Below are 19,334 nucleotides of genomic sequence, written 5' to 3' on the forward strand. Positions count from 1 at the left end.
ACAGTTCGAACGGTACTAGAAGGCAAGGAGGTCTTCGAGAACCGATGCATTGGCCGGGGCAAATGGGTTGATAAACCGAACCCCTTCAAGCTCCCGGCCATCTTGCAAATCTTCACTGAACAGGACACGGCCGCCAGCGCGCCTTACCACAGACCAGATCATACCATCCCAGAATTGGACGCCATGGTCACGGTGTATGCGCATAGCATCGACAACATCTGCAAAGACTGCCTCGCGTACCGGAAAAACGCCGCTCCATACATCGATGTAACGTGAAGCTTGCTCCGGAGAGGCGCGGTACTTCCTGACCGCGACCGAGTAGAACTCCGTCAAAGTCTGAAGCGGCAACACCCCACGCGCACCAGCAGCCAGCCGATCGAGAAGATCGACCGCCCTGCGATGCTTTTCGGAGTCCCCAGTATTGTCGACCGCGTAGAGAAGAATGTTGGTATCGATCCCAGCCAACATCATCGCGAATGTACATCGTCGCGGTCGACACCACCCCGGAAGCCAAGGGGAAGCCCTTCCGCAAGCAACTCCATCATCCGCCGATGCGTGCTGCTGCGATCCAAGTTCATGGATGGATCGGCAGGCGACAACACGGCAACCGGTTTGCCATCCTTGGTGATGGTGATACGCGCGCCGCCTTCGACGTCGCGCAGCATTTTCGAGAAGTCGCGGTTCGCTTCCGCCGCACTGACAAGACCATCCGGCATGGGCACCCCTCCCAACACATGGTGTCCAGAGTAAACTATAGGATGCCCAGGCCGAAAAGGTAACGCCTCTTCCTCCACCGCGGCGGAAGAAGAGGCGTCCTACCTCACCTCACCACGGCAGCGAGTCATGCGCCGCCAGGGCTGCGGCGGTGACGATGTCGTTGACCGAGGCGCCCATGGTGACGATCTGCGCCGGCTTGTCCAGGCCGATCAGCAGCGGGCCGATCATCTGGCCGCCGGCCATCTTGTTCAGCAGCTTGGCCGAGATGTTGGCCGAATGCAGGCCGGGCATGATCAGCACGTTGGCCGGACCGGACAGCCGGCAGAACGGGTAGACCCGCTTCATCAGCTGGTAATCCAGCGCCACGTCGGCCGACATCTCGCCGTCATACTCGAAATCGACCCGGCGGCTGTCGAGGATCGACAAGGCTTCCCGCAGCGGATCGGTGTTCGGGTGCGGCGTCTGGCCGAAGTTGGAGAAGGACAGCATCGCGATCCGCGGCTCGTGCCCCATCTGCCGCGCCTTGGCCGCGGCCCCGATGGCGATGTCGGCCAGCGTCTTGCCGTCGGGACGGACATGAACGGTGGTGTCGGCGATGAAGACGGTGCGGTTGCGGGTGATCGAGAGATGCAGGCCGAACACCGGCTCGCTCGCCTTGGGATCGATGACCCGGCGGATTTCCTCGTAGGCGACGCCGAAGCTGCGGGTCAGGCCGGTCACCATGGCATGGGCGTCGCCCTGCGCCACCATGCAGGCGGCGAAGACGTTGCGGTCCTGGTTGACCATCCGCTGGCAGTCGCGCAGCAGCGCGCCCTTGCGCTGCAGGCGGCGGTAAAGGTGGTCGGCATAGCGGCGGTTGGCGTCCGACAGGCGGGCGTTGTGGATCTCGAACTGGACGTTGGGCTGCCCCATCGCCGTCAGCTGTTCCCGGATGACCTCCTCCCGGCCGATCAGCACCGGCGTGCCGTAGCCGTGGGCGCGGAAGGCCATGGCGGCGCGGATCGTCCGCTCCTCCTCGCCCTCGGCGAAGACGACGCGGCGCGGGTTGGTCCGCACCTTCTCCAGGATCAGCTCCAGGCTGTCGGCGGTCGGGTCCAGGCGGGTGCGCAGGCTGTGCTTGTAGCTGGTCAGGTCGAGGATCGGCTTGCGCGCCACCCCGCTTTCCATCGCCGCCTGGGCGACGGCGGCCGGAACCGTGACGATCAGGCGCGGGTCGAACGGCACCGGGATGATGTAGTCCGGGCCGTAGCGCAGCCGGCGACCGGAATAGGCGGCATCGACCTCGTCCGGCACATCCTCGCGCGCCAGTGCGGCCAGCGCCTTGGCGGCGGCGACCTTCATCGCCTCGTTGATGGTGGTGGCGCGGACGTCCAGCGCGCCGCGGAACAGATAGGGGAAGCCCAGGACGTTGTTGACCTGGTTCGGATAGTCGGAGCGGCCGGTCGCCACGATGGCGTCGCCGCGCACCGCCTTGACCTCCTCCGGCGTGATCTCCGGATCAGGGTTGGCCAGCGCGAAGATGATCGGCTTGGCCGCCATCGACTTGACCATCTCCGGCGTCATCGCCCCCTTGGCCGACAGGCCGACGAACACGTCGGAGCCGGCAACCGCCTCCTCCAGCGTGCGCTTGTCGGTGTCGACGGCGAAGGACGACTTCCACTGGTTCATGCCGTTGGTGCGGCCGCGGTAGACCACGCCCTTGGTGTCGCACAGGATGATGTTTTCACGTGAAACACCCATCGTGCAGAACAGCTCGGCGCAGGCGATGCCCGCCGCGCCGGCGCCGTTCACCACCATCTTCACGTCCTCGACCTTGCGGCCGGTGATGTCGCAGGCGTTGATCAGGCCCGCGGCGGCAATGATCGCGGTGCCGTGCTGGTCGTCGTGGAAGACCGGGATGTCGAGCAGCTCGCGCAGCCGCTCCTCAATGATGAAGCAGTCGGGCGCCTTGATGTCTTCCAGGTTGATGCCGCCGAAGCTGGGGCCGAGGAAGCGCACGCAGTTGACGAACTCGTCCACGTCGCGGGTGTCGACCTCCAGGTCGATGCCGTCGACGTCGGCGAAGCGCTTGAACAGCACCGCCTTGCCTTCCATCACCGGCTTGCCGGCCAAGGCACCCAGGTCGCCCAGCCCCAGCACCGCGGTGCCGTTGGAGATGATGGCGACGATGTTGCCCTTGGCCGTGTAGTCGTAGGCGAGCGACGGGTCTTCAGCGATGCGCAGGCAGGGCGCGGCGACGCCGGGGGAATAGGCCAGCGCCAGATCGCGCTGGGTGGTCAGCGGCTTGGTCGGGGTGATTTCCAGCTTGCCGGGCCGGCCGCTCGAATGCAGCAGCAGGGCCTCTTCGTCGGTGACGCGCTTGGTGTCGGACATGGATGTCGTGTTCCTCAACGGAGTGCATAGCCCGTCGGTCTTCATTGATGCCCTTCTGGGCGGTGCGCTGCCGACGGTGGGGCCGCGATGGTACACGCGGCACGCGCAACTCGCCAAGCCTCCAAAGCCCGCTTTTTGTACGAATCATGCATTTTTTTGACGATTGAAGACACATTCAGTTGGTATTGCGTCCTATCTGCTGCGCTCGCCTTGCATGACCATGGCGTTTGGGATGGCCGGGCGGTGGCTGTTACCATCGAGGGCGGTCCCGCGATCCGCGCTTTTCCGCCTCTGCCGGAGCCTCCATCTTGTCCCAGGCCACACGCCCTGCGGCGCCCACCGCTTTGACGCCCGACGAACGCCGCATCACGCTGGTCATCGCGGCGGTGCAGTTCATCAACATCCTGGATTTCATGATGGTGATGCCGCTCGGCCCCGACTTCGCGCGGGCGCTTGGCATTCCGGCGGCACACATCGGCTATATCGGCGGCAGCTACACCGCCGCCGCCGCGGTGGCCGGGCTGATCGGCTCGATGCTGCTCGACCGCTTCGACCGCCGCAGGGCGCTTGCCGTGGCGATGGCCGGGCTGATCGTTTCCACCGCACTCGGCGGCTTGGCCTGGGACTTCCCGTCGCTGCTGGCGGCCCGCGTGCTGGCCGGGCTGTTCGGCGGCCCGGCCGTCGCGGTCGCCATCGCCACGCTGACCGACCAGGTGGCGCCGCAGCGGCGCGGACAGGCGATGGGGGCCGTGATGTCGGCCTTCTCGCTGTCGGCCATCGCCGGGGTGCCGGTGGGGTTGGAGCTGGCGCTCTATGGCGGCTGGCGCCTGCCGTTCTTCGCGGTGGCCGCCGCCGGGCTGGTCGTCGCCGTCGCCGCCATCGCCATCCTGCCGCCGCAGCGCGGCCATCTGGCCGCCGGGGCAGGGGCGGGGGTGAAGACCGGCGCGTGGGTGCGGATGACGGCGCTGCTGTCCCGCCGCAAGGTCTGGCTGGCCTACGCCACCGTGGCACTGGTGCAGGTCCAGCAATTCATGATCGTCCCCAACATCGCCGCCTATGTGCAGGGCAATCTGGGCTTCCCGCGCGACCATCTGAGCCTGGTCTACATGACCGGCGGCGCGCTGAGCTTCTTCGCCTCGCGCTGGGCCGGCCGTCTGGTCGACCGCCACGGCTCCAGCGCCATCACTTTCGCGGCGACCGTGGGGTTGAGCGTCGTGATCTTCACCGCCTTCATCGGCTACCGTCCCTGGATGCCGGTGCTGGGGCTGTTCCCCTTCTTCATGACCTTCGTCGGCGTCCGCATGGTCGCCAACGGCGCCGCCTTCTCCCGCGTGCCCGACCCGCAGGAGCGCGCCGGCTTCATGGCGCTGGTGTCGGCGGTCCAGCATCTCAGCTCGGCCTTCGGCGCCTTCCTGTCGGCGGAGATCCTGACCAACGCGCCCGACGGCCGGCTGGAGCATGTCTCGACCATGGCCATGGTCTCCATCGCCATCGGGCTTGCCATTCCCATGCTGACCCTGTGGCTGGAGCGGGCGACGCGCGCCCCGGCGCCGACAGCCGCCGTCATGCCGGCACCTGTACCGGTGGCGGCGGACGCCGTACTGGACGGGGCGGGGCGGAGCCGTTAGCTTGCCGCCGATCTGCAAACGACCTTCGGAATGATGCCCATGCGCCCCTCCGGCCGCGCCTTCGACCAACTGCGCACCGTCTCCCTCGAACCCGGCTTCAGCCGTTATGCCGAGGGGTCCTGCATGGTGCGTTTCGGCAACACGCATGTGCTGTGCACCGCCAGCGTCGACGAGACGGTGCCGCGCTTCCTGAAGAACACCGGGCTGGGCTGGGTCACCGCCGAATACGGCATGCTGCCGCGCTCCACCCACAGCCGCAGCGACCGTGAGGCGGCGAAGGGCAAGCAATCCGGCCGCACCCAGGAAATCCAGCGTCTGATCGGCCGCGCGCTGCGCGCCGTCACCGACCGCTCGGCGATGGGCGAGAAGCAGATCAAGATCGACTGCGACGTGATCCAGGCCGACGGCGGCACCCGCACCGCCGCCATCACCGGCAGCTATGTCGCCCTGCATCTGGCCTTCCAGCACCTGATGCAGATCGGTGCCTTGAAGACCATGCCGCTGACCGATCAGGTCGCCGCCGTCTCCTGCGGCCTCTACCAGGGCAACGCCGTGCTCGACCTCGATTACGACGAGGATTCCAAGGCGCAGGCCGATGCCAACTTCGTCCTGACCGGCAAGGCCGGCATCGTCGAAATCCAGGGCACCGCCGAGGAAACCCCCTTCTCCGAGCCGCAGTTCATGGAACTGCTGACGCTCGCCCGCAAGGGTGTCACCGAGCTGGTGGCGTTGCAGAAGCAGGTTCTCGGCATCAAGTAAGGCCGTTTCAGCCAGAGGTTCAGACCATGTCCGCTCCCCGCCGCTTCACTGGCGACACGCTCGTCATCGCCAGCCACAACAAGGGCAAGGTGCGCGAGATCGCCGACCTGCTCGGCCCCTATGTCGCCACCTTCACCGCGGCCGGGGAGCTGGGCCTGCCCGAGCCTGAGGAAACCGGCACGACCTTCATCGCCAATGCGGAACTGAAGGCCAAGGCCGCGGCTGCCGCCGGCCATGTGGCGCTCGCCGACGACAGCGGGCTGGTGGTGCCGGCGCTGAACGGCGACCCCGGCATCTACTCCGCCCGCTGGGCCGGCCCGTCCAAGGACTTCGCCATGGCGATGCAAAAGGTCGAGGACGGTCTGGCCGGCAAGGCCGACCGCAGCGCCTATTTCGTCTGTGCCCTGTCGCTCGCCTGGCCGGACGGCCATGTCGAGAGTGTGGAGGGCCGCTGCTATGGCACGCTGGTGTGGCCGCCGCGCGGGCCGCATGGCTTCGGCTATGACCCGATGTTCCTGCCCGACGGCCATGGGCTGACCTTCGGCGAGATGGACCCGGCGAAGAAGCATGAGATGAGCCACCGCGCCGACGCCTTCCGGCAGCTGGTGGAGCGGTGCTTCCGGTGAGCGGTTCTGATCCCGGTTTTGCCGTCTACGTCCATTGGCCCTTCTGCAAGTCGAAGTGCCCCTACTGCGATTTCAACAGCCATGTCCGCGAGCGGGTCGACCATGACCGCTGGCGGGCCGGGCTGCTGCGTGAACTGGACCATTACGCCGACCTGACCGCGGGGCGCACCGTCACCTCGATCTTCTTCGGCGGCGGCACCCCGTCGCTGATGGAGCCCGCCACCGTCGCCGCCATCGTCGACCGCGTCGCCCAGCGCTGGACGGTCGCCGAGCGGCTGGAGGTGACGCTGGAGGCCAACCCGACCTCGGTCGAGGCCGACAAGTTCCGCGCCTTCCGCAGCGCCGGGATCGACCGCGTCTCGCTGGGCATCCAGGCGCTGGACGACGCCAGCCTGAAGTTCCTCGGCCGCGAGCACAACGCGGCGGAGGCGACCGGCGCCATAGACCTGGCGGCGCGGATTTTCGACCGCTTCTCCTTCGACCTGATCTATGCCCGTCCCGGCCAGACGGTGGCGGCCTGGCAGGCTGAGCTGGCGCGGGCACTGGACTACGCGGTCGGCCACCTGTCGGTCTATCAGCTGACCATCGAGCAGGGCACGGCCTTCTATCCGCTCCATGCCCGCGGCGATCTGGTGCTGCCCGACGAGGATCTGGCCGGCGATCTCTATGAGGCGACGCAGAGCCAGCTGGCGGCGGCCGGGTTGCCGGCCTACGAGATCTCCAACCACGCCCGTCCGGGCGAGGAAAGCCGCCACAATCTGACCTACTGGCGCTATGGCGACTATGTCGGCATCGGTCCCGGTGCCCATGGCCGGCTGACGCTGGACGGCGGGAAATTCGCCACCCGCGCCCACCGCGCCCCGGAGATTTGGCTGGAGCGGGTGGAGCGCGACGGCCATGGCGCTGCCGCTCCCGATCCCATCGACCGCGACGCCCGCGGGACCGAGCTGCTGATGATGGGGCTGCGCCTGACCGAAGGCGTGCGACTTGCCCGCCTGACGGAGGAGACCGGACGGACTTTGAACGATTTCGTCGATCCGGCGGCCCTGTCCCGCCTGATCGACGGCGGTTTCCTCGCCCGCGATGCCGACCGTCTGGTTGCCACACCGGAGGGGCTACAGCGTCTGAACGCGGTGCTCGGCGCAATTCTGGCGTAAAATCGCTCACCTCCACCGGGGAAAGGGCTTGGCATGCTCATCACTCTGATCGTCGCCGCCGCAACGAACGACGTGATCGGCCGCGACGGCCGGCTTCCCTGGACCCTACCCAGCGACCTGCGCCGGTTCAAGGACTTGACGATGGGCAAGCCGATCCTGATGGGCCGGAAGACCTGGGAGTCGCTGCCGCGCCGTCCGCTTCCCGGCCGGGACAATCTGGTGATCAGCCGCCAGGCCGAAGTCGGCGAAAAGGACGGCGCCCGCTGGTTCAACGGGCTGGGTGCGGCGGTGTCGTGGGCGCAGGAGTCCGGCGCCGCCGAACTCTGCGTCATTGGCGGCGCCGCCCTGTTCCGCGAGACGATGCCGATCGCCGACAGCCTGCACCTGACCCGCATCGAAAGCGCCATCGAGGGCGACACGCTGATGCCGCCGATCGGAACGGACTGGGCCGAGGTGTGGTCGAGCGCGCCCATGGAAGAGAACGGGCTGATCTACCGCTACATCGATTTCGCGAAGGAGAGGGGGTAGGGGGCGCGAACACCCCCGACAAAGCCCCGTTACTCTTCCCCGCCCAGCCGGTGCAGCACATCGTCCAACTGGTCGAGCGTCTGGTAGTGGATGGTGATCGTCCCGCGCTGTCCCTGCGGGTTGATGGCGACCTTCAAGCCGATGCGGGCGGAGATCTCCTCCTCCAGATTGATCAGGTCGACGTCCTTCATCGCAGGCGCCGATCCGGCTCCGCCGGCCGCGGCCTTGCCCTTCTTCGCCTTGGGCTGGTCGCCGCGCATCAGGTCTTCGGTCTGGCGCACGTTCAGGCCGCGGGTGACCACCTCGCGGGCGACAGCGGCCGGATCCGGGGCGGTCAGCAGGGCACGGGCATGGCCGGCGGTCAGCGCGCCGTCCTGCACCATCGACTTGACCGGCTCCGGCAGGGCCAGCAGGCGCATCATGTTGGCGACATGGCTGCGGCTCTTGCCGACGGCGCGGGCCAGATCCTCCTGCGTGTGCTCGAACTCCTCCATCAGACGGCGATAGCCTTCCGCCTCTTCCAGAGGGGTCAGATCCTGGCGCTGGATGTTCTCGATCAGCGCGATTTCCAGCGCCTCGCGGTCGCTGAGATCGCGGATGATGACCGGCACCTCGTGCAGGCCGGCGATCTGCGCCGCGCGCCAGCGGCGTTCGCCGGCGATCAGCTCATAGGAATTGGCGTCCTCGGCGTCGCGGCGGACCAGCAGCGGCTGGAGGATGCCCTTGTCGCGGATGGACTCGACGAGGCCCTGGATCGCCTCGTCGTCGAACTTCCGCCGCGGCTGGTACTTGCCGGGATGGACGAACTCGATCGGCACTTGCTTGGACTGCCGCACCTTGTCGAGCGCCGAGTAATCCTCGGTCGCTTCGCCGAACAGCGCGGACAGGCCGCGGCCCAGGCTGGCGCGGCGGGCGCCGCCTTGTTTGGTGTCGTCGATCATGCGGTCAGTCTCTTCTCACGGCGAAGCACCTCGCCCGCCAGATGGATGTAGGCCTGCGATCCGGGGCAGCGCATGTCGTAGATCAGCACCGGCTTGCCGTGGGACGGCGCCTCCGAGACCTTGACGTTGCGCGGGATCACGGTGTCGTACACCTTCTCCCCGAAGAAGCCGCGGACATCCGCCGCGACCATGTCCGACAGGTTGTTCCGCTTGTCGAACATGGTCAGCACGACGCCGTGGATGTCGAGGTTGGGGTTGAAGGCGCGCTTCACCCGCTCGATGGTGCGGACCAGATGGCTGAGACCTTCCAGCGCATAGAACTCGCACTGGAGCGGGACCATCACCGCATGCGACGCGACCAGCGCGTTCAGCGTCAGCAGGCCCAGTGCAGGCGGGCAGTCGATCAGGACGTAATCGTATTCCAGCGCGCTGTTGGCGACGGCCTCGCGCAGGCGGAACTCGCGGCGCTCGGCGCCGACCAGCTCGATCTCGGCACCCGACAGATCGACCGACGAGGTGATGATCGACAGGTTAGGCACGGAGGAGGGAGTGGCGGCCTCCTCCAGCGACACGTCGTCGAACAGCACGTCGTAGATGCCGACGCGGCGGTCGGAGCGGGGGATGCCGAGACCGGTGGACGCGTTGCCCTGCGGGTCGAGGTCGATCACCAGCACCCGCTTGCCGATGACGGCAAGCGCGGTGGCGAGGTTGATCGTCGTCGTGGTCTTGCCCACGCCGCCCTTCTGGTTGGCAATCGCAACCACGCGGGCAAGGGGACGGGTGACGGCAGACATGGCAGCCTCTCGGGAGTCCGGTTGGCGGGAAGAGGGCGGGGGAACGGTGTCAGGCACGGTCTTCACGCACGCTCAAGATGGCTCACACGCAGGATGGTCCCGCTCGGATCGGTGCGGCTGTCGAATCGCTCAGGAACCAGTGTCCAATATTGCGTTGCAGCGGTCAATTCGTCGTCCAGTGCCGCGCCCTTCAGGAACAGGCACTTGCCGCGCGATCCGATGAAGGGATGGGCCCAGCCGAACAGGTCGGCCAACGGCGCCAGGGCGCGGGCAGTGACGACATCGGCCTCGATGCCGGTGACGGTTTCGATCCGCTTGGTGTGGACGGTGACCGGAGCTTCGCAGACCCGGGCGACCTCGCGCAGGAAGGCGCATTTGCGCACGTCGCTCTCGATCAGATGCACCTGCGGCACGCCGAGAATGGCGAGCACCAGACCCGGGAAGCCGGCACCGCTGCCGAGATCGACCAGCACCCGTACACCGTCCGGCAGCAAAGGGTAGAGCTGGGCGGAGTCGAGGAAATGGCGCTTCCAGGTGTCCGGCAGGGTGGAGGGGCCGACGAGATTGATCTTCGGCTGCCACTTGCGTAGCAGACCGTCATACGCGATCAGGCGGTCGAGCGTTTCACGTGAAACACCGGTGGCCTCCTGAAATGCAACCGCATCGAACCCGCTCATTCCGCGGCCACCCCGGAGGCGTCAATTTCGGACGACCTCGCATCGCGGCGCTTCACATGGCGGAGCAGGGCGACCAGCGCCGCCGGGGTCATGCCGGGGATGCGCGCGGCAGCGCCCAGCGTCGCCGGACGCGACTGGCGCAGCTTCTGCCGGATTTCCGCCGACAGGCTGCCGATGCCATCGACATCGAGATCGTCGGGCAGGGCGAGGGACTCGTCCTTGCGGAAGGCGCGGATATCCGCCTCCTGCCGGCCGAGATAGCCGGCATATTTGCCGTCGATCTCCAGCTGCTCGGCGATCTCGGGCGCGATCCCGCCAAGCTCCGGCCACAGGCGGGCGAGAGCGGCGAGGTCGATGTCGGGATAGCGCAGCAGGTCGGCGGCGCTGCGGCGCACGCCATCCTGATTGACCGCGACGCCCTGGCGGGACAGCTCGACCGGCGTCGCCTGCAGCGACGCGACCAGGGCACGCCCGGCGGACAGGGCGGCGCTCTTGGCGGCAAAGACATCGCGGCGCTCGGAGCCGACGCAGCCGATGGCGACGCCCTTGGCGGTCAGACGCTGGTCGGCATTGTCGGCGCGCAGCAGCAGCCGGTATTCGGCACGCGAGGTGAACATGCGGTAGGGCTCGTTGGTGCCCCGGCCGATCAGGTCGTCGATCAGCACGCCGATATAGGCGTCGGCCCGGTCGAGCACGAAGCCGTCCGCATTGCCGCCCGCCGCCAGCGCCGCGTTGATGCCGGCCATCAGCCCCTGGGCCGCCGCTTCCTCATAGCCGGTGGTGCCGTTGATCTGTCCGGCTAGGAACAGGCGCGGCGCCCGGCGGGTCTCCAGAGTCGGCTTCAGCTCGCGCGGATCGACATAGTCGTATTCGATGGCGTAGCCGGGGCGGATCATCACCACCTTCTCCAGCCCCGGCATGCTGGCGAGGATGCCGAGCTGCACGTCGCGGGGCAGGGAGGTCGAAATGCCGTTCGGGTAGACGGTGGGATCGTCCAGCCCTTCCGGTTCGAGGAAGATCTGGTGCTTCTCCTTCTCGGCGAAGCGGACGACCTTGTCCTCGATGGAGGGGCAATAACGCGGACCGGTGCCGGTGATCTGGCCGGAATACATCGGGGCGCGGTGCAGGTTGGCGCGGATCAGCGCATGGGCCTCATGCGTCGTCCAGGTGATCGCGCAATCGATCTGCGGCGTGTCGATCCGCTCGGTCATGTAGGAGAAGGGCGGCGGCGGCATGTCGCCGGGCTGCTTCTCCAGCGCGTCCCAATCGATGGTGCGCCCGTCGAGCCGCGGCGGGGTGCCGGTCTTCAGACGGCCGAGCGGGAAGCCGAGACGGGCCAGCGTGTCGGACAGGCCGATGGACGGCGCCTCGTCGACACGGCCGGCGGGGGTGCGCTCCTCACCGATGTGGATCAGGCCGCGCAGGAAGGTGCCAGTGGTCAGCACCACGGCGCCGGCGCGGATGGACTCGCCGGCACCGGTGACGACGCCGACGATGCGCTTCTCCTCGTCGACGATCAGGTCCTCGGCGCCGCCGGCCTCGATGAACAGGTTTTCCTGCTCGGCCAGCAAAGCCTGCATCGCCTGCCGGTAAAGCTTGCGGTCGGCCTGGGCGCGCGGGCCGCGGACGGCGGGGCCCTTGCTACGGTTCAGGATGCGGAACTGGATGCCTCCGCGGTCGATGGCCTTCGCCATCACCCCGTCCAGCGCATCGATCTCCCGCACCAGATGGCCCTTGGCCAAGCCGCCGATGGCGGGATTGCAGGACATCTCGCCGATGGTTTCGACCTTGTGGGTCAGCAGGAGCGTGCGCGCACCCATGCGCGCTGCCGCCGCGGCAGCCTCACAGCCGGCGTGACCGCCGCCGACAACGATGACATCATAGCTTCGCATGTGCGGGACCATAGCGGAACGGCGGCACGGATCCAAGAGGAAGGCGGGGAGGCAGGCAGGGAGGCGGACAGGGACAAGTGCCGCAGGTCAGCCCTGTTTCACGTGAAACACGCGGCCGTTGGCCATCCTCATTTGCCGATGCAGAAGTCCCGGAAGATCACGTCCAGCAAATCCTCGACATCGACGCGCCCGGTGATGCGCCCCAGCGCCCGGCTGGCGAGACGCACATCCTCCGCCGCCAGTTCGGGCAGCGGCGCGTCCAACGCCCGCAGCAAAGACTCCCGGCACTCGGTCAGCGCGGCACGATGACGGGCACGGGTCAGCGACGGCGCGCTGCCGATGGCAAGCCGGTCGGCGCTGAACTCCGTCAACTTCTCTTCCAACGACTTCAGCCCGGCACCGGTCTGGGCGGAGACCAGGATCGGCGACAGATCCGGGCGCAGATCGGTGACGGCAGCAAGATCCGTCTTGTTGAAGACCACCACCGTATCGCGGTCGATCAGGTCCAGCGTCGCCGGGTCGAGATCGGGCAGGGTGGCGGCATCGAACACCGCGACCTTCACGTCAGCGCGGGCGGCGCGGTCCCGGGCACGGCGGATGCCTTCCTCCTCGACCTCGTCGGCGGCGGCCTCCCGCAGCCCGGCGGTGTCGGCCAGCACGACGGGATAACCGCCGAGGTCGAGATGCACCTCGATGATGTCGCGGGTGGTGCCGGCGCGGGCGGAGACGATGGCGGCGTCCCGGCGGGCCAGCGCGTTCAGCAGGCTCGACTTGCCGGCATTGGGCGCGCCGACGATGGCGATGTGCAGCCCTTCGCGCAGACGCTCGCCACGGCCGCCGTCATCGAGATGGCTGGCGATCTCCCCGGCCAGACCGGCGATCACCGGACGGACGGCGTCGGCGACGCCGCCGGGCAGGTCGTCCTCGGCGAAGTCGATGTCGGCCTCGATGTGGGCGAGGGCACGGGTCAACCGCTCCCGCCAGCCGTCATAGAGCTTGCCGAGCGCGCCCTCCATCTGCCGCAAGGCCTGCCGGCGCTGCGCGGTGGTCTCGGCGTCGATCAGGTCGGCGACCGCCTCGGCCTCCGTCAGGTCGAGCTTGCCGTTCTCGAAGGCGCGGCGGGTGAACTCGCCGGGCTCGGCCAGCCGCAGGCCGGGCAGGGTGGCCAGCGCCTCGGTCACGCCGGTGACGACGGCGCGGCCGCCATGCAGATGCAGTTCAACCACATCCTCGCCGGTGAAGCTGGCGGGAGCGCTGAAGCGCAGGACCAGTGCGTCGTCGAGCGCATCGCCGCTCTTCGGATCGCGCAGCTTGGTCAGCACGGCGCGGCGCGGCGCGGGCAGGGAGCGGCCGGTCAGGACGGCGAGGGCGGATCCGGCCCCGGGCCCCGAAATGCGAACCACCGCCACACCGGATCGTCCGGGGGCGGTGGCGAGCGCGTAGATGGTGTCGGTGGACATCGGCGGAGGATCAGCCCTGCTGCTCGGGCCGCAGTTCGCGCTGCTCCGGCGTCAGCATCAGCCGCTCGACCCGGCGGCCTTCGACCAGATGGGTCTGGAGGATTTCGTCGACGTCACCGGTGCTGCGGTAGGTGTACCAGACGCCGTCCGGATAGATCACCAGCGTCGGTCCCAGCTCGCAGCGGTCGAGACAGCCGGCGGAATTGATCCGCACCTTGCCGTCGAAGCCGAGTTCGCGGGCGCGGGCCTTCATATAGTCGCGCAGCTTCTCCGACCCGTGGGCGGCGCAGGATCCGCGCCGGTGGCCGTCGGGCCGGCGGTTGGTGCAGCAGAAGACATGGGCTTCGAAGTAAGGCTTCTGGGACTCAATGGGACGGTCGGTCACTTTCTTCCTTCCTGGCCCAGGGCCGAGGCCATCTGGGACCAAAACATCTTCTGCATCTGCTCCATGCCCTGGATGCCGGCGGGCAGCCAGGTCTTGAGCATGGTCTCCGGGTCCATCGCCTGGAGGTTGGCACGCATCCGTTCCTGGATCTCGTGCATCATGGCATCCTGCATCGGCTTCACGTCGGGCAGGCCGAGGAAGTGCCGGGCCTCGTCCGGGGTGCAGTCGATGTCGACGGTGATTTTCATGGGGACCCCCTCCAGAGCCGGAGCCGGCACCCGTGGAGGGAGCTGTCCGGCCAATGGCCCTTGTTGATTTTGGGGTTGAGCGCCGCGGCGGCTCATGCCCCACTATACAGATAGGATGCACTGGCGCAACGCCACCCCGGCGCCACCTATTGTCCAACGACACACCAACAGATCGGACACCGCCATGCCCGCCACTCCGTTGGGCGCGAACCTGCTAGGCCGGGAGACCAGCCCCTATCTGCTGCAGCACAAGGACAACCCGGTGCACTGGATGCCCTGGGGCCCGGAGGCCTTCGCCCGTGCCAAGGCGGAGAACAAGCCGGTGCTGCTGTCGGTCGGCTATGCCGCCTGCCACTGGTGCCACGTGATGGCGCATGAAAGCTTCGAGAATCCCGAGATCGCCGGGTTGATGAACGTGCTGTTCGTCAACATCAAGGTCGACCGCGAAGAACGTCCGGACCTCGACACCATCTACCAGTCGGCCCTGGCGCTGCTGGGACAGCAGGGCGGCTGGCCGCTGACCATGTTCCTGACGCCGGATGCCGAGCCCTTCTGGGGCGGCACCTATTTCCCGCCGGCGGCACGCTATGGCCGCGCCGGCTTCCCCGACGTGCTGCACGGCATCGCCGACACCTACGCCAACGAACAGGACAAGGTCGTCAAGAATGTCGACGCGCTGAAATCGGCGCTCGCCGGCATGGGGGAGAACCGCTCGGCCGGTGCAGTCGATGCCGCGGTGCTGGACCAGGTGGCGCAACGGCTGCTGCGCGAGGTCGACCCCATCCATGGCGGCATTGGCAGCGCGCCGAAATTCCCGCAGGTGCCGCTGTTCGAGTTGCTGTGGCGGGCTTGGCAGCGGACCGGGCGCGATCCCTTCCGCGAGGCGGTGACCCACACGCTGGCCAACATGGCGCAGGGCGGCATCTACGACCATCTCGGCGGCGGCTTCGCCCGCTATTCGGTCGACGAACGCTGGCTGGTCCCGCATTTCGAGAAGATGCTCTACGACAACGCCGAGCTGCTCGACCTGATGACCCTGGTCTGGCAGGAGACGCGCGACCCGCTGCTGGAGACCCGCATCCGCGAGACGGTCGGCTGGCTGCTGCGCGAGATGATCGCCGACGGCGGCGGCTTCGCCGCGACGCTGGACGCCGACAGCGAGGGCGAGGAGGGGCTCTTCTATATCTGGCAGGAGCATGAGGTCGACCGGCTGCTCGGTCCTGTCCTCGGCGACAACGGGCTGGCGACGTTTAAACGCGTTTACGAGGTGCTGCCCCAGGGCAATTGGGAAGGCGTCACCATCCTGAACCGGCTGGGCGGCCTGACGCTCGCCGACGACGCCACCGAGGCGATGCTCGCCAAGGGCCGGGACATCCTGCTGCGGGCGCGGGCCAAGCGGGTGCGGCCGGGCTGGGACGACAAGGTGCTGGCCGACTGGAACGGCCTGATGATCGCCGCCCTGACCCATGCCGCCCTGGCGCTCGACGAGCCGGAGTGGCTGGACGCCGCCGGGCGCGCCTTCGCCTTCGTCCGTGACCGCATGGATACGGGCGGGCGGCTCTGCCACAGCTGGCGGAACGGGCAGGGCAAGCACACCGGCATGCTGGACGACTATGCCCACATGGCACGCGCCGCCCTGGCGCTGCACGAGGCGACCGGGGATCCGGCGGCGCTCGACCAGGCCAGGGTCTGGGTGGCGACGCTCGACGCCCATTTCTGGGACGGCGCCAACGGCGGCTATTTCTTCACCGCCGACGATGCCGAAGGGCTGATCGTCCGCACCAAGAGCCCGCATGACAACGCCACCCCCAGCGGCAACGGCACCATGCTGGCGGTGCTGACAACTCTGTTCCAGCGCACCGGCGAGGATGCCTACCGCGAGCGGGCGGAAGCGCTCGCCGCCGCCTTCTCCGGCGAGCTGGCGCGCAACTTCTTCCCGCTGCCGACCTTCCTGAACGCGGTGGAGCTGATGACGGCGCCGATGCAGATCGTCATCGTCGGCCCACCCAAAACTGCGGAGACCGAGGCGCTGCGGCGGACGGTGCTGGAGCGCTCGCTGCCCAACCGCATCCTGAGCGTGCTGGCACCGGGGATGGATCTGCCCGCCAACCACCCGGCGCAGGGCAAGGGAATGCGCGACGGGATGGCAACCGCCTATGTCTGCCGCGGCATGACCTGTTCGGCCCCGGTGACGGCGCCGGCGGATCTGGCCGCACTTCTGACGACGAACAGCTGACTTACCGCGGGAGGACCCCATGGCGCGCCTTTCCATCGACAGCCCGCTCGGGCCCCTGATGCTGGCCGGGGACGGATCCGCCCTGACCTCGGTCGGATGGGGCCGTTTCGACCGGGACGAGCCGGACGCCGTGCTGGTCGAGACGGCGCGCCAGCTGGAGGCCTATTTCGCTGGACGGCTCCAGCGCTTCGATCTGCCGCTGAAGCCGGCGGGCACCGCCTTCCGCCAAAGCGTCTGGGAGGCGATGCTGGCGATCCCCTATGGCGGCACCGCCACCTATGGCGGGATGGCGAGGATGCTTGGCAGCGGGCCGCGCGCGGTCGGCGGCGCCTGCGGCGCCAACCCGATCCCCATCGTCATCCCCTGCCACCGGGTGCTGGCCAGCGGCGGCGCTCCCGGCGGCTATTCCGGCCTTGGCGGGCTCGACACCAAGGCTTGGCTGCTGGCGCTGGAGCGCCGGCATGCCGGTGTCGGCCAGGGCAACGGTGCTGCGGCGGAGCAGTTCGCGCTGCTCTGAGCCACGCGGAAATCTCAACGAGCAACGAACGACCAACGACAAGGGAAACCAACCACCATGGTTCACGCGATCCGCATCCATGAGCACGGCGGGCCGGAGGTTCTGCGCTGGGACGAGATCGAGGTGGGAGAGCCCGGTCCGGGACAGGTGCGCATCCGCCAGACCGCGGTCGGGCTGAACTACATCGACACCTATCACCGCTCCGGCGCCTACAAGCTGCCGGATCTGCCGACGGTGATCGGCATGGCGGGGACCGGCGTGGTCGAGGCGCTGGGTCCAAACGTCACCACCTTGAAGGTCGGCGACCGCGTCGGCTACGCCATGTCGATCGGCGCCTATGCCGAGAGCCGGCTGATCGCCGCCGACCGGCTGGTGCCGCTGCCGAGCTGGCTAGACGAGCAGGCGACCGCCGCCACGCTGCTGCAAGGCTTGACCGCACAGTATCTGCTGCGCAGCACCTATGCGGTCCAGCCCGGCGACACCATCCTGGTGCAGGCCGCCGCCGGCGGGGTGGGGCTGCTGCTGTGCTCCTGGGCCCGGCATCTCGGCGCCACGGTGATCGGCACCGTCGGCTCGGCGGAGAAGGCCGAGCTGGCGAAGGCCCATGGCTGCCATCACACCATCGACTACACCCGCGAGGATTTCGTCGTCCGGGTGAAGGAGCTGACGGACGGGCAGGGCGTGCCGGTCGTCTATGACGGCGTCGGCCGGACGACCTTCCTCAAGGGGCTGGATTGCTTGCGGCCACGCGGGCTGATGGTGCTGTTCGGTGCTGCGTCGGGCGCGCCGGAGCCGCTGGATCTCGGGCTGCTGGCGGCGAAGGGGTCGCTGTATGTGACGCGGCCGACGCTGGCGACCTACACCGCCAAGCGGGAGGATCTGATGGCCTCGGCCGCCGATCTGTTCGAAGCGGTGAAAAACGGTGGGGTGACCTTCACCGTCAACCAGCGCTTCGCGCTGAAGGACACCGCCGACGCCCACCGGGCACTGGAATCGCGGGCGACCACGGGCTCGACGGTGCTGGTGCCCTAAGAGCCGGAGCCGGGGGGCGGAGACCCGGATCTGCCTCCTTACTCCACCGCCCAGAGCGGGTTCTTGATCTTCTTCAACATCTCCGCATGGGCCGCGGTCTCCTCCTCGCTGATGGCGAAGACGCGGGCTTCGCGGAAGGGGCGGTCGATGCGGACCGGGCTGGCAACGCCGCCTTTCCCTGCCGGACCACCGGCGAAGGACAGGCCGGTCTGCCGGCCGCCCAGCAGCTCCAGATAGACCTCGGCCAGCAGCTGCGCGTCGAGCAGCGCGCCGTGCAGGGTGCGGTTGGAGTTGTCGACGCCGAAGCGCTTGCACAGCGCATCCAGGGTGGCGGGCGAGCCGGGGAACTTCTGCCGGGCCATCAGCAGGGTGTCGACGGCACGATCCTTCGGCATCACCGGATAGCCGGCGATCTTCAGCTCCCAGTTCAGGAAATGCATGTCGAAGGCGGCGTTGTGGATCACCAGCGGCGCGTCGCCGATGAACTTGACGAAGTCGGCGGCGACGTCGTTGAACAGCGGCTTGTCGGCCAGGAACTCCGTGCTCAGCCCATGGACGGCGAAGGCCTCCGGCGGCATGTCGCGCTCGGGGTTCAGATAGACGTGGAAGCGCTCGCCGGTGGCGAGGTGGTTGACCAGCTCGATGCAGCCGATCTCGACCAGCCGATGGCCTTCCTCCGGCTTGAAGCCCGTGGTTTCGGTGTCGAGAACGATTTCACGCATGATGGATCTGCCCTGGTTGATAACCGCGCGGCGGCCAATGCCTGCCCGGCCGCCGCACCACGTCGCGCACAATGCCCTGAAGCGCCCGCCGCGTCACCAGCCGACCGGCCCCGGTCGGCACGACATAGTCCGCGCGGCGGCGCTTTTCCACGTCCGGCATCTGGCGGGCGAGGATGCCGGCGAACTTCTCCGCCGTCATGCCCGGCCGGGCGAGCACACGGGCGCGCTGGACGGCGAAGGGGGCCGAGACGACGACGGTCGCATCGACCCGCCGCTCGCCCCGGGTCTCGAACAGCAGCGGGATGTCGAGCACGGCGATACCGGCACCGCCACGGGCGGCACGGGCGAGGAAATCGCGCTGCGCCGCCTGGACCATCGGGTGCAGGATCGCCTCCAGCCGCTTCAAAGCGTCCGGGTCGCGGAACACCGCAGCCCCCAGCGCCGGCCGGCTGACCGCCCCATCGATCACCACGCCGGGGAAGGCAGCCTCGATCACCGGCACCGCCCGGCCGCCGCGGCCGAGCAGCCCATGCACCACCGCGTCGGAATCGCAGACCGGGGCGCCCATCGCCTTCAGCATGCGGGCGGCGGTGCTCTTGCCCATGCCGATGGAACCGGTCAGGCCCAGCACGATCATGGCCG

At 68.2% G+C, this 19,334-nt stretch carries 20 protein-coding genes; 8 read left to right on the forward strand and 12 right to left on the reverse strand.

Translation table 11 applies throughout. The features are described from left to right. Positions 1-15: 15 nt before the first annotated feature. From TSH64_RS06325 to TSH64_RS06335, 3 genes are all read right to left on the reverse strand, one after another. Positions 16-471, reverse strand: a complete 456-nt coding sequence (locus tag TSH64_RS06325; protein WP_109096018.1) for a PIN domain-containing protein — start codon at positions 469-471, stop codon at positions 16-18. Continuing rightward, complete coding sequence (locus TSH64_RS06330) at positions 468-716, reverse strand: type II toxin-antitoxin system prevent-host-death family antitoxin (protein WP_109096019.1); 249 nt, start codon at positions 714-716, stop codon at positions 468-470. The genes TSH64_RS06325 and TSH64_RS06330 overlap by 4 nt, the downstream gene beginning before the upstream one ends. 109 nt (positions 717-825) lie before the next feature. After that, entirely contained in the window at positions 826-3,090 is a 2,265-nt protein-coding gene (locus TSH64_RS06335; protein ID WP_109096020.1) for an NADP-dependent malic enzyme, read from the reverse strand. A gap of 308 nt (positions 3,091-3,398) precedes the next feature. Between TSH64_RS06335 and TSH64_RS06340 the strand changes: the two genes are divergently transcribed. From TSH64_RS06340 to TSH64_RS06360, 5 genes are read left to right on the forward strand one after another with little or no spacing between them, the layout of a single operon-like run. Beyond that, positions 3,399-4,718, forward strand: coding sequence for an MFS transporter (locus tag TSH64_RS06340; RefSeq protein WP_199237484.1), 1,320 nt, complete (start codon positions 3,399-3,401; stop codon positions 4,716-4,718). Positions 4,719-4,757: 39 nt separating this feature from the next. Then, a complete protein-coding gene (gene rph / locus TSH64_RS06345) occupies positions 4,758-5,477 on the forward strand; it encodes a ribonuclease PH (protein WP_109096021.1) in 720 nt (239 codons plus the stop codon). 26 nt (positions 5,478-5,503) lie between these two features. Continuing rightward, positions 5,504-6,103, forward strand: coding sequence for an RdgB/HAM1 family non-canonical purine NTP pyrophosphatase (gene rdgB, locus TSH64_RS06350; RefSeq protein WP_109096022.1), 600 nt, complete (start codon positions 5,504-5,506; stop codon positions 6,101-6,103). Then, a complete protein-coding gene (hemW, locus tag TSH64_RS06355; RefSeq protein ID WP_109096023.1) occupies positions 6,091-7,260 on the forward strand; it encodes a radical SAM family heme chaperone HemW in 1,170 nt (389 codons plus the stop codon). The genes rdgB and hemW overlap by 13 nt, the downstream gene beginning before the upstream one ends. 33 nt (positions 7,261-7,293) lie before the next feature. Continuing rightward, positions 7,294-7,788 carry a dihydrofolate reductase gene (locus TSH64_RS06360; RefSeq protein WP_109096024.1) on the forward strand — a complete coding sequence of 165 codons (495 nt, stop codon included), beginning with the start codon at positions 7,294-7,296 and terminating at the stop codon, positions 7,786-7,788. Positions 7,789-7,817: 29 nt separating this feature from the next. Here the strand turns inward: TSH64_RS06360 and TSH64_RS06365 are convergent, their stop codons facing one another. The 7 genes from TSH64_RS06365 to TSH64_RS06395 all read right to left on the reverse strand — a co-directional run bounded on the left by TSH64_RS06365 (position 7,818) and on the right by TSH64_RS06395 (position 14,185). After that, positions 7,818-8,729: a ParB/RepB/Spo0J family partition protein gene (locus TSH64_RS06365; protein ID WP_098740884.1), complete on the reverse strand. Its 912-nt coding sequence runs from the start codon at positions 8,727-8,729 to the stop codon at positions 7,818-7,820. After that, entirely contained in the window at positions 8,726-9,523 is a 798-nt protein-coding gene (locus tag TSH64_RS06370; RefSeq protein WP_063635622.1) for an AAA family ATPase, read from the reverse strand. Before TSH64_RS06370 ends, TSH64_RS06365 begins: the two co-directional genes overlap by 4 nt. Positions 9,524-9,585: 62 nt before the next feature. Further along, on the reverse strand, positions 9,586-10,200 hold the full coding sequence (rsmG, locus tag TSH64_RS06375) for a 16S rRNA (guanine(527)-N(7))-methyltransferase RsmG (protein ID WP_109096025.1): 615 nt from the start codon (positions 10,198-10,200) through the stop codon (positions 9,586-9,588). Next, complete coding sequence (gene mnmG / locus TSH64_RS06380) at positions 10,197-12,092, reverse strand: tRNA uridine-5-carboxymethylaminomethyl(34) synthesis enzyme MnmG (protein WP_199237485.1); 1,896 nt, start codon at positions 12,090-12,092, stop codon at positions 10,197-10,199. The genes rsmG and mnmG overlap by 4 nt, the downstream gene beginning before the upstream one ends. Before the next feature lie 128 nt (positions 12,093-12,220). Then, positions 12,221-13,552 carry a tRNA uridine-5-carboxymethylaminomethyl(34) synthesis GTPase MnmE gene (gene mnmE / locus TSH64_RS06385; RefSeq protein WP_109096027.1) on the reverse strand — a complete coding sequence of 444 codons (1,332 nt, stop codon included), beginning with the start codon at positions 13,550-13,552 and terminating at the stop codon, positions 12,221-12,223. A 10-nt stretch (positions 13,553-13,562) separates the two neighbouring features. Further along, on the reverse strand, positions 13,563-13,937 hold the full coding sequence (locus TSH64_RS06390; protein ID WP_247872788.1) for a (2Fe-2S) ferredoxin domain-containing protein: 375 nt from the start codon (positions 13,935-13,937) through the stop codon (positions 13,563-13,565). Then, a complete protein-coding gene (locus tag TSH64_RS06395; RefSeq protein WP_014249167.1) occupies positions 13,934-14,185 on the reverse strand; it encodes a DUF6489 family protein in 252 nt (83 codons plus the stop codon). Before TSH64_RS06395 ends, TSH64_RS06390 begins: the two co-directional genes overlap by 4 nt. A 184-nt stretch (positions 14,186-14,369) precedes the next feature. On the opposite strand from TSH64_RS06395, the gene TSH64_RS06400 reads away from it, so the two are divergent. Genes TSH64_RS06400 through TSH64_RS06410 form a run of 3 tightly spaced genes read left to right on the forward strand, consistent with a single transcriptional unit; the run spans position 14,370 to position 17,970 of the window. Continuing rightward, a complete protein-coding gene (locus TSH64_RS06400) occupies positions 14,370-16,421 on the forward strand; it encodes a thioredoxin domain-containing protein (protein WP_109096028.1) in 2,052 nt (683 codons plus the stop codon). A 19-nt stretch (positions 16,422-16,440) separates the two neighbouring features. Then, the gene (locus TSH64_RS06405; RefSeq protein ID WP_109096029.1) at positions 16,441-16,938 is read left to right on the forward strand and encodes a methylated-DNA--[protein]-cysteine S-methyltransferase; all 498 of its coding nucleotides are present in this window, start codon (positions 16,441-16,443) and stop codon (positions 16,936-16,938) included. 57 nt (positions 16,939-16,995) lie between these two features. After that, positions 16,996-17,970: a quinone oxidoreductase gene (locus TSH64_RS06410; RefSeq protein WP_109096030.1), complete on the forward strand. Its 975-nt coding sequence runs from the start codon at positions 16,996-16,998 to the stop codon at positions 17,968-17,970. Positions 17,971-18,008: 38 nt separating this feature from the next. Here TSH64_RS06410 and dnaQ read toward each other — a convergent pair whose 3' ends face one another. Further along, the gene (gene dnaQ / locus TSH64_RS06415; RefSeq protein ID WP_109096031.1) at positions 18,009-18,692 is read right to left on the reverse strand and encodes a DNA polymerase III subunit epsilon; all 684 of its coding nucleotides are present in this window, start codon (positions 18,690-18,692) and stop codon (positions 18,009-18,011) included. Beyond that, positions 18,685-19,329, reverse strand: a complete 645-nt coding sequence (gene coaE, locus TSH64_RS06420; RefSeq protein ID WP_109096032.1) for a dephospho-CoA kinase — start codon at positions 19,327-19,329, stop codon at positions 18,685-18,687. Before coaE ends, dnaQ begins: the two co-directional genes overlap by 8 nt. Positions 19,330-19,334: the final 5 nt, after the last annotated feature.

Origin of the sequence: Azospirillum sp. TSH64 (genome assembly GCF_003116035.1) — a bacterium.
Taxonomy (GTDB): Bacteria; Pseudomonadota; Alphaproteobacteria; order Azospirillales; family Azospirillaceae; genus Azospirillum.

Bases quoted from the DNA above. Each gene is read 5' to 3' on its own strand.
- TSH64_RS06405 (WP_109096029.1), top strand. From the start codon at position 16,441: ATGGCGCGCCTTTCCATCGACAGCCCGCTCGGGCCCCTGATGCTGGCC.
- mnmE (WP_109096027.1), bottom strand. From the start codon at position 13,552: ATGTCCACCGACACCATCTACGCGCTCGCCACCGCCCCCGGACGATCC.
- TSH64_RS06370 (WP_063635622.1), bottom strand. From the start codon at position 9,523: ATGTCTGCCGTCACCCGTCCCCTTGCCCGCGTGGTTGCGATTGCCAAC.
- dnaQ (WP_109096031.1), bottom strand. From the start codon at position 18,692: ATGCGTGAAATCGTTCTCGACACCGAAACCACGGGCTTCAAGCCGGAG.
- mnmG (WP_199237485.1), bottom strand. From the start codon at position 12,092: ATGCGAAGCTATGATGTCATCGTTGTCGGCGGCGGTCACGCCGGCTGT.
- TSH64_RS06395 (WP_014249167.1), bottom strand. From the start codon at position 14,185: ATGAAAATCACCGTCGACATCGACTGCACCCCGGACGAGGCCCGGCAC.
- rdgB (WP_109096022.1), top strand. From the start codon at position 5,504: ATGTCCGCTCCCCGCCGCTTCACTGGCGACACGCTCGTCATCGCCAGC.
- TSH64_RS06325 (WP_109096018.1), bottom strand. From the start codon at position 471: ATGATGTTGGCTGGGATCGATACCAACATTCTTCTCTACGCGGTCGAC.
- TSH64_RS06400 (WP_109096028.1), top strand. From the start codon at position 14,370: ATGCCCGCCACTCCGTTGGGCGCGAACCTGCTAGGCCGGGAGACCAGC.
- TSH64_RS06335 (WP_109096020.1), bottom strand. From the start codon at position 3,090: ATGTCCGACACCAAGCGCGTCACCGACGAAGAGGCCCTGCTGCTGCAT.
- TSH64_RS06330 (WP_109096019.1), bottom strand. From the start codon at position 716: ATGCCGGATGGTCTTGTCAGTGCGGCGGAAGCGAACCGCGACTTCTCG.
- TSH64_RS06410 (WP_109096030.1), top strand. From the start codon at position 16,996: ATGGTTCACGCGATCCGCATCCATGAGCACGGCGGGCCGGAGGTTCTG.
- rph (WP_109096021.1), top strand. From the start codon at position 4,758: ATGCGCCCCTCCGGCCGCGCCTTCGACCAACTGCGCACCGTCTCCCTC.
- TSH64_RS06365 (WP_098740884.1), bottom strand. From the start codon at position 8,729: ATGATCGACGACACCAAACAAGGCGGCGCCCGCCGCGCCAGCCTGGGC.
- rsmG (WP_109096025.1), bottom strand. From the start codon at position 10,200: ATGAGCGGGTTCGATGCGGTTGCATTTCAGGAGGCCACCGGTGTTTCA.
- TSH64_RS06360 (WP_109096024.1), top strand. From the start codon at position 7,294: ATGCTCATCACTCTGATCGTCGCCGCCGCAACGAACGACGTGATCGGC.
- coaE (WP_109096032.1), bottom strand. From the start codon at position 19,329: ATGATCGTGCTGGGCCTGACCGGTTCCATCGGCATGGGCAAGAGCACC.